Origin of the sequence: Methylobacterium pseudosasicola (assembly GCF_900114535.1) — a bacterium.
GTDB classification, from domain to species: Bacteria; Pseudomonadota; Alphaproteobacteria; order Rhizobiales; family Beijerinckiaceae; genus Methylobacterium; species Methylobacterium pseudosasicola.
Genome location: NZ_FOTK01000003.1, coordinates 280,135 through 292,927 on the forward strand (window position 1 = coordinate 280,135; position 12,793 = coordinate 292,927).

The window sequence follows — 12,793 nt, forward strand, 5'->3', positions numbered from 1 at the left end:
TCCGTGAAGTCATTCGGCGGATAGCGCTCATGTACGACTGGATCGTGTCTCACAAGATCTCGCTCGGGATCTGGCTCAAGTACGGCGTCGACTTCCTGAACCGCCACGCCCAGGCCGCCTTCGACCTGACCTCCCTGGTGCTCAGCGCGATGGTGCAGGGTCTGACCGACGCGCTCCTGGCCATCCCCCCGCTCGCCCTGATCGGCGTGTTCGCGGCGGGCGCCTATCTCCTGCATCGCTCGGTCGGCCTCGCCCTGTTCATCGTCGCCTCGCTGCTCCTCGTGGTGAATCTCGGCTACTGGGAGGCCGCGATCGAGACCTTGTCCCTCGTGGTCTGGTCGACGGCGACCTGCGTCCTGATCGGCGTGCCGGTGGGGATCCTGGCGGCGCACAGGCCGATGCTCTACGCGGTGATCCGTCCGCTCCTGGACCTGATGCAGACGATCCCGACCTTCGTCTACCTCATCCCGACCCTTGTGCTGTTCGGGCTCGGGACCGTGCCGGGGATCATCTCGACGGTAATCTTCGCCCTGCCGGCCCCGATCCGCCTGACGCAGCTCGGAATCGCCTCGGTCCCGCCGAGCCTGCGGGAGGCTGCCCTCGCCTATGGCGCGACCCGGTGGCAGATGCTGTTCAAGGTCGAGCTGCCGAGCGCGATGCCGACCATCCTGGCCGGCATCACCCAGTGCATCATGCTGAGCCTCTCGATGGTGGTGATCGCCGCCCTGGTGGGCGCCGACGGCCTCGGCAAGCCGGTGGTGCGGGCCCTCAACACCGTCAACATCGCCATGGGCTTCGAAGCCGGCCTGGCGATCGTGGTGCTGGCGATCATCCTGGACCGCGTGTGCAAGCGGCCCGTGCCGCGCCGCCAAAGGGCCGCCCGATGAGCATCATCGACATGAAAGCTTTCTCACAAGCCGCCCCGGCAGAGACCGAGACCGAGAGCGCGGTCGCGCTGCGGGACGTCGACATCGTGTTCGGTCGCAGCGTCAAGGCGGCGCTGGCGCTGTCCGACCAGGGCGCAACCCGACAACAGATCCGCGAGCGGGTCGACGCCCTGATGGGAACCTTCAAGGTCAATCTCGACGTCAAGCCCGGCGAGATTTGCGTGCTGATGGGCTTGTCCGGCTCGGGCAAGTCGACCGTCCTGCGGGCGATCAACGGGCTGAACCGGGTGGCGCGCGGCAGCGTCGTCGTCCGGCACCGGGGCGAGGCCGTCGACCTGACCCGGTGCAACGCGGCCATGCTGCGCGACGTCCGGCTCAACACCGTCTCGATGGTGTTCCAGCAATTCGGCCTGCTGCCCTGGCGCAGCGTGCGCGACAATGTCGGCTTCGGCCTCGAATTGCGGGGCGTGCGGGTCGCCGAGCGGCGGCGGGTGGTCGACGAGAAGCTGGAGATGGTCGGCCTCGCGGACTGGGCCGACAAGCCGGTCCAGGAACTGTCCGGCGGCATGCAGCAGCGCGTCGGCCTCGCCCGGGCCTTCGCGACGGATGCCGACATCCTGCTGATGGACGAGCCGTTCTCGGCCCTCGACCCGCTGATCCGCGACAAGCTGCAGGACGACCTGCTCGACTTGCAGCGCAAGCTCCACCGGACGATCGTGTTCGTGAGCCACGACCTCGGGGAAGCGCTCAAGCTCGGCAACCGCATCGCCATCATGGATGGCGGCCACGTCGTCCAGTTCGGCACCCCGACCGACATCGTCCTCAAGCCGGCTAACGCCTACGTGGCCGAGTTCGTCAAGCACATGAACCCGCTGGAGGTGCTGGACAGCGGGACCGTCATGACGCCGCTCTCGGCGCTCCGGCGGGACGGCGATACAGTGCTCCTCGACGGGAGCGGCGGGGTGCGCGTCAGCGTCTGCGTGAACGAACGCCCGATCATGGCGCATATCGGCGGGCGCCAGGAGGCCCTCGGCTTCGCCGACACGACGGGGGCTTGCGGCGATCCCGGACGGGTCATCGTCGCCCCGATGACGCTGCCGCTCCGGGCCGCGATCGACCTGCGCCTGCGCTCACCCTACCCGATCGTCTTCATCGACGAGCTCGGCCGCCTCGCCGGCCTGTGCGACCACACCGAGATCTACCGGGGTCTCCTCCAGAACAACGGCTTGCCGAACCCCTGATGGGATCGCCTCCCGCTACGATCACGCGAAGTCGCCTGCCATGCTGAACTCAGAAATCTGCCGCCCCTTCATCGGCGGCCGCCCCGCCGGGCAGGCCGGGCGCCGCACGTTCCGTTCGATCAATCCGGCGAACGGCGAGACGTTGGCCGAGATCGAGCATTCCACCCGCGACGACCTCGAAGACGCGATCACGGCCGCGACTCGGGGGCAGGCCGAATGGGCCGCGACGCCGGCCCGGGAGCGCGGCCGGGTCCTGATGCGCACCGTCGCGCTCCTGCGCGAGGGCAACGACGCGCTGGCCCGCCTCGAAAGCCTCGATACCGGTAAGCCGATCGCCGAGACCCGGGCGGTCGACATCGCCACGGGCGCCGACGTCCTAGAATATTACGCGGGTCTCGCGGCCTCCATCGAGGGCCGGCAGATCCCCCTGCGGGAGAGTTCCTTCGTCTACACGCGCCGCGAGCCCCTCGGGATCGTGGCCGGCATCGGCGCCTGGAACTACCCGATCCAGATCGCCCTGTGGAAATCGGCCCCCGCCCTCGCGGCGGGAAACGCCATGATCTTCAAGCCCAGCGAGGTGACGCCCCTCACCGCCCTCGTGCTCGCCGAGCTTTATACGAAGGCCGGCCTGCCCGACGGCGTCTTCAACGTCCTGCCGGGATTCGGCAGCGAGATCGGCGCCTGGCTTACCGAGCATCCGGCGATCGCGAAGGTGTCGTTCACCGGCGGCACCGCCACGGGCGGCAAGGTCATGGCCGGGGCCGCCGGCTCGACCCTCAAGGAGGTGACGATGGAGCTCGGCGGCAAGTCGCCGCTGATCGTGCTCGACGATGCCGACCTCGACCGCGCCGCCGACATCGCGGTGGCGGCAAACTTTTTCAGCTCGGGCCAGGTCTGCACCAACGGGACGCGGGTCTTCATCCCCCGGCCGCTCACGGCGGCGTTCGAGGCCCGGATCCTGTCACGTGTCGCGCGCATCCGGCTGGGGGATCCCCTGGACGAGGCCACGAATTTCGGTCCGCTCGCGAGCCATGCCCACCGGGACAAGGTGCTCGCCTTCATCCGCTCGGGTGTCGATCAGGGCGCGCGCCTCCTCACCGGTGGTCAGGCCATCGAGGGTCGCTTCGCCGCCGGCGCCTACGTCGCCCCCACGGTCTTCACCGATTGCCACGACGACATGGACATCGTCCGCGAGGAGATCTTCGGGCCGGTGATGACCCTGCTGAGCTACGAGAGCGTGGACGAGGCCCTCGCCCGGGCCAACGCCACGCGCTACGGCCTCGCCGCGGGGGTCGTCACCCGCGACCTCGTCCAGGCCCACCGGGTCGTGCACGGCCTCCAGGCCGGCATCTGCTGGATCAACACCTGGGGCGAGTCGCCCCCCGAGATGCCGGTCGGCGGGACCAAGCAATCGGGACTCGGCCGCGAGAACGGGATCGAGGGCCTCGACCGGTACACCCGCACCAAGTCGATCCAGGTCGAGCTGGGCGACTTCGCACCGCTGTTCTGACGGAGGCCGCCCTGCGGGACCGCGCCGTCATGCGCGCCGCCCGCCCCCGCCCGGATCGAGCCGCGTTCGACCGCCCCGGCCGTCGGCGCCATAACGGACCCGAGACCATGCCTCAGACGCGCGTCAGCGAATACGACTTCATCATCGTCGGTGCCGGCTCGGCCGGCAATGTCCTGGCGACCCGGCTCACCGAGGATCCCGACACGACGGTGCTCCTGCTGGAGGCCGGCGGCCCCGATTACCGCATCGACTTCCGCACCCAGATGCCGGCGGCGCTCGCCTACCCGCTTCAGGGGCGGCGCTACAATTGGGCCTACCTGACCGATCCCGAGCCCCACATGAACGGCCGCCGCATGGAATGCGGCCGAGGCAAGGGGCTCGGCGGCTCCTCGCTCATCAACGGCATGTGCTACATTCGCGGCAACGCCCTCGACTACGATGGCTGGGCGCAGCAGCCGGGCCTGTCCGACTGGTCCTACCACGATTGCCTGCCGTATTTCCGCAAGGCGGAGAGCCGCGACATCGGACCCGATGCCTATCATGGCGGCGACGGCCCCTTGAGCGTGACCACCGCGAAGCCCGGCCGCAACGTCCTGTTCGAGGCGATGATCGAGGCCGGGGTGCAGGCGGGCTACCCGCGCACCGCCGACCTGAACGGCTACCAGCAGGAAGGCTTCGGCCCGATGGACCGGAGCGTGACGCCGAAGGGGCGCCGCTCCAGCACGGCCCGCGGCTACCTCGACCAGGCGCGGGCGCGGCCGAACCTCACCATCGTCACCCATGCCCTGACCGATCGGGTCCTGTTCGAGGGGAACCGGGCGACCGGGGTGGCGTATCGGCACGGGGGGGGCGGGGCGACCCGAGCCCGGGCGCGCCGCGAGGTGCTGGTATGCTCGGGGGCGATCGCCTCGCCGCAGATCCTCCAGCGGTCCGGCGTCGGCCCGGCCGATTGGCTCCGCGGCCTCGACATCCCGGTCGTCTTGGATCTCCCGGGGGTCGGGGAAAACCTCCAGGACCACCTCGAGATCTACATCCAGTACGAATGCCTGAAACCCGTATCCCTCGCGCCGGCGCTGAAGTTCTACAATCAGCCGCTGATCGGGGCCCGGTGGCTATTCACCGGCACCGGGATCGGAGCCAGCAACCAGTTCGAAGCCGGCGGCTTCATTCGCTCCAGCCAGGACTTTGCTTGGCCGAACCTACAATACCATTTCCTCCCGCTGGCGATCAATTACAACGGCAGCAACGCAATCAAGACCCACGGCTTCCAGGCGCATGTCGGGTCGATGCGCTCGCCGAGCCGCGGCCGCATCCGGCTCACCTCCCGCGATCCCGGCGATCACCCCAGCATCCTGTTCAACTACATGTCGACGGATCAGGATTGGCGCGAGTTCCGCGACGCGATCCGCATCACCCGCGAGATCATGGCGCAGCCGGCACTCGGCCCCTATCGCGGCCGCGAGATCAGTCCGGGTGCGGACCTGCGCAGCGAAGCCGAGATCGACGCGTTCGTGCGTGCCCACGCGGAGACCGCCTATCACCCCTCGTGCTCATGCAAGATGGGCACGGACGCCATGGCCGTGGTGGATGCCCAGGGGCGGGTGCATGGCCTCGAGGGCCTGCGCGTGGTCGACGCCTCGATCATGCCCCTGATCGTGACCGGCAACCTCAACGCGCCGACCATCATGATCGCCGAGAAGATCGCCGACCGCATCCGGGGCCGGCAGCCGTTGCCACGCAGCGACGCGCCTTACCTGGTCGCGGGCGAGTCACCGGTCCGCCGTTCCCCCGCCCGTGCGGCCTGAGAGCTGCCCGGCACGGGCGCGGCTTCGCGGCGGCCCCTCACGTCGGATGACACCCATCACGTGCGGCTGCCGGGCGCGTCGACCCTGCATCGGCACGCCCTGATCACCCCGGCGAAAGCGGAGGCTAGAAGGCATTCGGTTCGCCATCGCTCCCCCGGGGCCGCACGCATCGAAGTTGCCGTACCGGCCTCATTCGCTGAACGCTGGTCGGGATGTACCGATCCAAACCGGCAGCCGACACGCACTAGGCGTATGGCGTTACTGGTCGCGTATCGTGGGAAGCAAATCGTGTGGGCATGCCCGAAACCCGGACGCAGACGTTGCATCCCGGCGCAAGAAGCATCACACACGCGACAGATTTTCGGACCGTTCGGTGCACAGCCCTTGAGCGAGGTGCGCCGAAGAGTCGGCCGTTCGACGCCGTCCGTGATCATCCAGACACTAGGAACACGTGATGAAGACGCGCGCCGCGGTCGCGTGGGAAGCCAAGAAGCCTCTCACGATCGAGACCATCGACATCGAAGGGCCCAAGGCCGGCGAAGTTCTCGTCGAGCTGATGGCCACCGGCATCTGCCACACCGACGCCTACACCCTCTCGGGCCTCGATTCCGAGGGCAAGTTCCCGGCGATCCTCGGCCATGAGGGCGCAGGCATCGTCCGCGAGGTCGGCGCCGGCGTCACCACGCTGAAGCCCGGCGACCACGTCATCCCGCTCTACACGCCGGAATGCCGCAACTGTAAGTCCTGCCTGTCGCAGCGCACCAACCTGTGCACCGCGATCCGCGCGACCCAGGGCCAGGGCGTGATGCCGGACGGCACGAGCCGCTTCTCCTGCGTCTCCACCGGCGGTAGCCCCTCCGGATCGAACACCGTGTTCCACTATATGGGCTGCTCGACCTTCTCGAACTTCACGGTCCTGCCCGCCATCGCGCTGGCCAAGATCCGTGAAGATGCCCCGTTCGACAAGATCTGCTACATCGGCTGCGGCGTGACCACCGGCATCGGCGCGGTGATCTACACCGCCAAGGTCTGGCCCGGCGCCAACGTGGTGGTGTTCGGTCTCGGCGGCATCGGCCTCAACGTGCTCCAGGCCGCCCGGATGGTCGGGGCGGACAAGATCATCGGCGTCGACATCAACCCGGAGAAGCAGGCCATGGCCCGCAAGTTCGGCATGACCGACTTCATCAACCCGAGCGAGATCGGCACCGACAAGGTGGTCCAGGCCATCGTCGATCTCACGGGCGGCGGCGCTGATTTCTCCTTCGATTGCACCGGCAACGTCCACGTGATGCGCCAGGCCCTTGAGTGCTGCCATCGCGGCTGGGGCGAATCGATCGTCATCGGCGTGGCCGAGGCCGGCCGCGAGATCTCGACCCGTCCGTTCCAGTTGGTCACCGGCCGCGTCTGGAAGGGCTCGGCCTTCGGCGGCGCCCGTGGCCGCACGGACGTGCCGAAGATCGTCGACTGGTACATGGAGGGCAAGATCAACATCGACGATCTGATCACCCACACCATGCCGCTGGACGAGATCAACCACGGCTTCGACCTCATGCATGAGGGCAAGTCGATCCGCTCCGTCGTCGTCTACTGAGCTAGGCACATCCGGGGCTCTTCTCCTTCCGTGAGGGAGGGGAGCCCCGGCGGCTGCGCGGATCGTTCCCGATGCGCGATCCGACGGATCCGAGCGCCACCCCGCATTCTCGAAGCCTCAAGCCCGTGGCTCAGCCTCGGAGCGGGGCCTTCGCCTCCCGAGCAGGAGATCACAGCTGATGGAAACCGTCTCGAAGGCCCGCGCCCATGGCGGCACGCAGGGCGTCTACAAGCACGATGCCCAGACCACGGGCTGCTCCATGACCTTCGCGGTGTTCGTGCCGCCCCAGGCCGAGACCGGCCCGGTCCCGGTGCTGTGGTACCTGTCGGGCCTCACCTGCACGCACGCCAACGTCATGGACAAGGGCGAGTACCGGGCCGCGGCGGCCGAGCACGGCGTGATCATCGTGGCCCCGGATACCAGCCCACGCGGCCCCGGCATCGCCGACGAGGAGGGCAACTGGCAGTTTGGCTCCGGCGCCGGTTTCTATCTGGATGCCACGCAGGCGCCCTACGACAAGAACTACCGGATGTGGAGCTACGTCACGGAGGAGTTGCCGGCGCTCATCGCGAAGGAATTCCCCGCCGACATGACCCGCCAGGGCATCTTCGGCCATTCCATGGGCGGCCATGGGGCGCTGACCATCGCGCTGACCTACCCTGAGCGCTTCAAGTCCTGCTCCGCCTTCGCGCCGATCGCCCAGCCCTCCACGGCCGGCTGGTCGAAGCCCGCCTTCGAGAAGTATCTCGGGTCCGACTCGGCCGCCTGGCGCGCCCACGACGCCACCGCGCTGATCGAGGACGGCAAACGCTTCCCCGAATTCCTGGTGGATCAGGGCACCGCCGACAGCTTCCTGCAGGACGGCCTGCGTCCCTGGCTGCTGGAGGAGGCCTGCAAGAAGGCCGGCATCGCCCTGACCCTCAACATGCGCGAGGGCTACGACCACTCCTACCTCTTCATCTCGACCTTCATGGCCGACCACATCGCCTGGGCCGCCGCGCGCCTGAAGTGATGGCGCCGTAGCGACAGGGGTAGCGGGGCTCGACAGAGGCCGGCGAACCCCATCGGTGTGCTTTCCGCTGGTCGCTGATCCATCCGCGGAGCCCGTCTCGGCGGCTCGGCCGCCTTAAGAAGCGGAAGCATGCTGCCCGGCTGCGGAAGCCCAAGGAAACCGCAGCGGCTTAGGACGGCAAAAGGCCCCTCAGCGTCATGGCTGAGGGGCCTCTGTTATGCGGTAGCGACGTCAAGAACTGGAGAGGTCCTTACGGGCAGGAATGGCGGTGACCATCGTTGCCCAGGTAGGTCCCGCTGCGACGGTCATACGACCGGAAGCGCTGAACGCAGTAGCTGACTGAGTTGCTGGCAGGCGCCGCTTCCGTCTCGACGGCGCCGTAATCCTGACCGTAGCCGGCAGGTGCATAACCGCCACCGTATCCACCATATCCGGCGGGCCCATACTCCGTGCCGTAGTAACCGTCGCCGAAACCCCCATAACCATAGCCGAGCCCCGCTCCGGCCAAGCCGAGGCCAACGCCGAGGCCTAATCCGCCATAGCCATAGCCCCGGCCATATCCGTAGCCCCTGCCGTAGCCGCGACCGCCGAACCCACGGTTGCCGGCTAAGCCTGCCCCACGAAACCCGCCGCCGCCGAAGCCAGCGCGTCCACCAAAGCCACGACCGGCCAGACCGCCACCGCCGAAGCGGTTGCCTCCGACGCCGAAGCCGCCGCCCAAGCCGTGACCGCCTCGAAAGCCGCCGCCGCCGAGTCCAGCACCACGGAAACCGCCGCCACCGAAGCCACCGCCATGGAAGCCGCCGCCGCCGAAACCGCCACGCGCATCGGCCGTGATCGGAAGCATTGCCAGGGCACCGGCTATCACAGCCGTACTCAGAATTGTCCGCTTCATGGTATCCTACCAATTCAGGAGCGAGCGCTCTCTCTGATAGGACAACGCCTCGTCAGCCGAATCGTCTTTGCTACATTCCGTCACTATTCAAAAATCGTAATTTAACGCTTTGATTGGAACGCGTTAAGCGTCGAAATATGGGTTTTTACTGATCGTTTTGAAGAGCCGACTTCGCATCGGCCCGCTCGCCGTCCAGGCGCGAGGATGGGCGGTCTTGCGGCTTTGCCCGCGTGACCCTGGAAGCGGTCAACCCTGCGCGCCGCATCCTCGACCGCTCGCGATCGCCCCCTACCGGAGCCGTGTCCAAGGTCGGCGGCGATCGTCTGCGGCTTACGATCCGAGCCTAAACCATAATCAGGCTTATTAAACTTGTTTTCGTTCGAGCGTTATTTATTTTCGTTCGATGTTGATAATAATCTGTTCATCTTAAGGTGCAAAAAAGCGGTGCACGCCCGAAAATGGATGCGTTTCAATGTCTTCCAGCGTCACCCTCACGGCCGCCACCCGCCAGAACCTGCTCTCGCTGCAGGACACGGCCGCATTGACCGCGACCACCCAGAACCGGCTCTCCACCGGCCTGAAGGTTTCTTCGGCCCTCGACAACCCGGTCAACTTCTTCACCGCCCAGTCGCTCAGCCAGCGTTCGGGCGATCTCGGCAACCTGCTTGACGGTATTTCCAACGGTATCCAGGCGATCCAGGCCGCCAACCAGGGCATCACCTCGATCCAGAAGCTAGTCGATCAGGCCAAGTCGGTCGCCAACCAGGCCCTGTCCACCCAGATCACCACCACAGGCACCGCCTCAAGCGCCTATGTCGCCCCGACGGGCGCCGCTACCCTGAACCTCTATATCAACGGCGCCGCCACCACCGTTTCGCTAGCGACCGGCGACACGATCGATCAGACCCTTACCAAGCTCAACACGGCTGTAGGCGCCGGTAGTTTCACGAAGAGCACCGACGGCACAAAGGTCGTCATGAATGCGTCTGCCGACGTGGAGTTCAAGGACACCCCTAGCCAGACAGCTCTTGGTTTTGCGGCTGGGACCGCGAATTCCGGCCCCAGTTACGGAACGAGCACTTTGACCACGATGGCAAGTCAGAGCTCGGACCTCAGCGTATCGGGCGTCTCGGCCCGGGCGACGCTCGCCTCCCAGTATAACAGCCTGCTGACCCAGATCGATCAGCTCGCCGGCGACTCGAGCTTCAACGGCACGAACCTGATCAACGGCAAGAGCGACAACAACAACCTGACGATCAACTTCAACCCGAAGGGCAACTCGAACCTTCAGGTCACCGCCACCGACGAGACCTCGAGCGGCCTCGGCCTGACCGCAATCACCAGCACGTCGGCCAAGACATCGGCGATTGGTCAAGGCAATTTCCTGCTCAACGCCGACATCAACACCACCCTGAACAAGCTGACGACGGCATCGAGTCAGCTGCGGACCGACGCGTCGACCTTCGGTTCGAACCTGTCGGTGGTGCAGAACCGTCAGGATTTCACAAAGAACCTCGTCAATGTCCTCGACACCGGCTCGTCGAACCTGACGGCGGCGGATCTGAACCAAGAGGCTGCGAACTCGCAGGCCCTGTCGACCCGCCAGTCATTGGGCATCTCGGCCCTGTCGCTGGCCAACACCGCCCAGCAGGGCATCCTGCAGCTGCTGCGCTAAGCACCGGCCGCATCGACATCGAAGCGGCCGGGCCTCGCCCGGCCGCTTGTTTTTGCACATCAGCCGATAGAATGGCGGCTACGGACATGCCGTGTTCGGGTTGCGGCGCCGGCACGCGTCTTCTCGTGCCAAGCCTGCTTGGATAACCAAACCAACCAGCGGAGGCGGGCCACGAAAAAGCCCGCGCCGGTGAACCGGGCGGGTTTTCTCAAACGCGAAGCCCGGAGGCGAGGCAAAAGCCAAGTCGAGCAGGGCTTAGACGAGCCCGCAGGAAGGCTCGCTGTGGGCTCGGCCCCTACCGGAACCGATCACGTGTAGGCAGAGGACACCCACACCGCGCTACGCGGATTTCCATCCCAGATAGGCCTGAACGAGGTTCGGCAGGTTGCTGCCGAGCCAATCGCCCATCTCCTGCTCTTCCTTCATCGACTGCTCGAGCGTCGGTTTGTCGTCACCAGCGCCTGCAGCATCGGCGAGAACCAGCAGCACCTTGTAGGAGCTGATCTCGTAGGCCTTGTAGCCGATGGCCGCGAGGACGTTCTTCAGCACTTCGTCGTCCGCACCGACATGGATGAAGCCCGCGACCGTGGCGACGGCGCCGGTGACAGCCTGCTTGATCACCGACTTGCTCGATCCGTGTTTCGCGAGGAGATCGTCAAGTCGGGCGGCCTGTGTGACCGACCGCTCGTGATCCGCCTTCATCTTCGCGTACAGATCCGGGTAGGGCTCCATACGGGGCATCTCATTCTGGATGGTCCCGACCGCCTGCATCTCGACGGCGTGCTGATTGCGCAACCCATCCAGGTAGACGTCCATCGCCTGCTTCACGTTGCTCATGACTCGATCCTTCGCGGGATGATCCGACGTGGTCGGCGTGCAGGTTCAGCAATTGTCGGCGCCGGGCTTTACGGGCTGACCCTCGGGCGCCTTCTTCGAGCCGTCATCCTTCAGACTGGCGGCGCCGACATTGTTCAGCGCGCCCACGGTACCCGGGGACTCACCCTTGGCACCTGGGGTCACCTTGGCGGTCGTGCCGCCATCGACGTTCGAGCTGGTGTCCTTGGATGAGCCCGCCATATTCGTCGTGGTGCCGACATTGCACGGCGCGGCAAATGCAAAGGTCGCGGACAAGGTAACGGTCGCGAGGGCGACGCCAAGGCTCAGAATTTTGGACACGGTTTCTCCGGATTATCAGGTCTGAGGGAAGGCGATCCTCAGACCGATGTTCCTGCCGAACCGGTGTGACAACTGCTCGCGTGGCGAGGTATTAGCCCTTCCACCTTCGGAACCGAGCCCCGGCTCACCATCGTTCTCGGGGATGAACGCCATGCCGGCCGGACGCGCGGCGACCGCAACGCCAACATGTCGGCCGCTACCTTCGCCAGCGCTCATCGGGAGTGGCTCGAACGCATCTGGGGCGGCGCCATGCTCACCAATGGCGGCTGAACCCGCCGCTCAATGGCCGCGCAGGGTGGGCGTGTACGCTTTGGATGCCGCAGCGCCCGCGATCCGACGTACTCGGGCGATGACGCGGCACGAGGCTTCTTCCGCCCCCTGCCGCTCCGCGTCCATCTCCAACTCAAGCAGGCGATTGAACAAAAGCGAGTCCTGCTTGCTGGCCGTCGTCGCGATGTCCTCCGAGAGGACGACGATAAGTTTCCGCATAAACCGGCACGCTATCGACGGCGACCATGTAGCCATTGGCGCACACTCGATATTTTTCAGGATGGATGATCACAATGATCATCGGTCTTCCTGCCGCACTAAAATTTGACGGAATCCGATCGACAGCATCGTGCCGTTTCTTCGAAAATTGATTCCCCGACAGCAAAGGGGGACGCCATGCCGAATGATCTTCCGCAAGGCCGAGTTGATCGGCCCCCACGGGGTGGTCCAAGGCTAAAGTTAGTGCACGGTTGGCCGCTCCACCACGGGTAGCTTGGCCGGCGGAGCTGGTCGGGCGAGCGCAGCCGGCCAAGCGGTGAAGGCTGGCATGAACACTTCCGGTGCCGGCGGCCGGTATCCCAGTGAGGCGTGCGGGCGTACGGTGTTGTAGTGCCGCCTCCAGCTTTCGATCACGATCTGCGCCTCCCTGAGTGTGTAGAAGATTTCGCCGTTTAGAAGTTCGTCACGAATCCGTGCGTTGAAGCTTTCGACGTAGCCATTCTCCCATGGTG

12 protein-coding genes are annotated in these 12,793 nt (G+C 66.1%); 7 read left to right on the top strand and 5 right to left on the bottom strand.

All coding sequences use genetic code 11. The features are described from left to right. Positions 1 to 29: 29 nt before the first annotated feature. The 6 genes from choW (at position 30) to fghA (ending at position 8,046) form a co-directional block, all read left to right on the top strand. Positions 30 to 887, top strand: coding sequence for a choline ABC transporter permease subunit (gene choW / locus BM228_RS05150; RefSeq protein ID WP_092037800.1), 858 nt, complete (start codon positions 30 to 32; stop codon positions 885 to 887). 11 nt (positions 888 to 898) lie between these two features. Beyond that, positions 899 to 2,128 (top strand): choline ABC transporter ATP-binding protein, encoded by a 1,230-nt coding sequence (gene choV, locus BM228_RS05155; RefSeq protein WP_208611983.1) that lies wholly within the window; start codon positions 899 to 901, stop codon positions 2,126 to 2,128. A 40-nt stretch (positions 2,129 to 2,168) separates the two neighbouring features. Continuing rightward, entirely contained in the window at positions 2,169 to 3,638 is a 1,470-nt protein-coding gene (gene betB, locus BM228_RS05160; protein ID WP_092037802.1) for a betaine-aldehyde dehydrogenase, read from the top strand. Positions 3,639 to 3,745: 107 nt separating this feature from the next. Further along, positions 3,746 to 5,443: a choline dehydrogenase gene (gene betA, locus BM228_RS05165; RefSeq protein ID WP_092037804.1), complete on the top strand. Its 1,698-nt coding sequence runs from the start codon at positions 3,746 to 3,748 to the stop codon at positions 5,441 to 5,443. Between the two features lie 454 nt (positions 5,444 to 5,897). Beyond that, on the top strand, positions 5,898 to 7,034 hold the full coding sequence (locus BM228_RS05170) for an S-(hydroxymethyl)glutathione dehydrogenase/class III alcohol dehydrogenase (protein ID WP_007564512.1): 1,137 nt from the start codon (positions 5,898 to 5,900) through the stop codon (positions 7,032 to 7,034). 178 nt (positions 7,035 to 7,212) lie between these two features. Then, positions 7,213 to 8,046, top strand: a complete 834-nt coding sequence (fghA, locus tag BM228_RS05175; protein WP_092037806.1) for an S-formylglutathione hydrolase — start codon at positions 7,213 to 7,215, stop codon at positions 8,044 to 8,046. A gap of 250 nt (positions 8,047 to 8,296) precedes the next feature. Here fghA and BM228_RS05180 read toward each other — a convergent pair whose 3' ends face one another. Then, positions 8,297 to 8,941, bottom strand: coding sequence for a BA14K family protein (locus tag BM228_RS05180; protein ID WP_092037808.1), 645 nt, complete (start codon positions 8,939 to 8,941; stop codon positions 8,297 to 8,299). 472 nt (positions 8,942 to 9,413) lie between these two features. On the opposite strand from BM228_RS05180, the gene BM228_RS05185 reads away from it, so the two are divergent. Next, on the top strand, positions 9,414 to 10,616 hold the full coding sequence (locus tag BM228_RS05185; RefSeq protein WP_092037810.1) for a flagellin N-terminal helical domain-containing protein: 1,203 nt from the start codon (positions 9,414 to 9,416) through the stop codon (positions 10,614 to 10,616). Between the two features lie 339 nt (positions 10,617 to 10,955). On the opposite strand, the gene BM228_RS05190 is transcribed toward BM228_RS05185, so the two are convergent. The 4 genes from BM228_RS05190 to BM228_RS05205 form a co-directional block, all read right to left on the bottom strand. Then, positions 10,956 to 11,453: a DUF892 family protein gene (locus tag BM228_RS05190; RefSeq protein ID WP_092037812.1), complete on the bottom strand. Its 498-nt coding sequence runs from the start codon at positions 11,451 to 11,453 to the stop codon at positions 10,956 to 10,958. Positions 11,454 to 11,498: 45 nt separating this feature from the next. Next, positions 11,499 to 11,792, bottom strand: a complete 294-nt coding sequence (locus tag BM228_RS05195) for a hypothetical protein (RefSeq protein WP_092037814.1) — start codon at positions 11,790 to 11,792, stop codon at positions 11,499 to 11,501. Positions 11,793 to 12,195: 403 nt separating this feature from the next. Then, positions 12,196 to 12,363 carry a hypothetical protein gene (locus tag BM228_RS34495; protein ID WP_167367654.1) on the bottom strand — a complete coding sequence of 56 codons (168 nt, stop codon included), beginning with the start codon at positions 12,361 to 12,363 and terminating at the stop codon, positions 12,196 to 12,198. Between the two features lie 158 nt (positions 12,364 to 12,521). Further along, positions 12,522 to 12,793 (bottom strand): integrase core domain-containing protein (locus tag BM228_RS05205; protein ID WP_139234044.1); only part of this gene is annotated, 272 nt, incomplete at its 5' end.

Excerpts from the sequence above, each read along its gene's own strand:
- BM228_RS05170 (WP_007564512.1), top strand. The coding sequence starts at position 5,898 with ATGAAGACGCGCGCCGCGGTCGCGTGGGAAGCCAAGAAGCCTCTCACG.
- BM228_RS05185 (WP_092037810.1), top strand. The coding sequence starts at position 9,414 with ATGTCTTCCAGCGTCACCCTCACGGCCGCCACCCGCCAGAACCTGCTC.
- betA (WP_092037804.1), top strand. The coding sequence starts at position 3,746 with ATGCCTCAGACGCGCGTCAGCGAATACGACTTCATCATCGTCGGTGCC.
- betB (WP_092037802.1), top strand. The coding sequence starts at position 2,169 with ATGCTGAACTCAGAAATCTGCCGCCCCTTCATCGGCGGCCGCCCCGCC.
- BM228_RS34495 (WP_167367654.1), bottom strand. The coding sequence starts at position 12,363 with ATGATCATTGTGATCATCCATCCTGAAAAATATCGAGTGTGCGCCAAT.
- BM228_RS05190 (WP_092037812.1), bottom strand. The coding sequence starts at position 11,453 with ATGAGCAACGTGAAGCAGGCGATGGACGTCTACCTGGATGGGTTGCGC.
- fghA (WP_092037806.1), top strand. The coding sequence starts at position 7,213 with ATGGAAACCGTCTCGAAGGCCCGCGCCCATGGCGGCACGCAGGGCGTC.
- choW (WP_092037800.1), top strand. The coding sequence starts at position 30 with ATGTACGACTGGATCGTGTCTCACAAGATCTCGCTCGGGATCTGGCTC.
- choV (WP_208611983.1), top strand. The coding sequence starts at position 899 with ATGAAAGCTTTCTCACAAGCCGCCCCGGCAGAGACCGAGACCGAGAGC.
- BM228_RS05180 (WP_092037808.1), bottom strand. The coding sequence starts at position 8,941 with ATGAAGCGGACAATTCTGAGTACGGCTGTGATAGCCGGTGCCCTGGCA.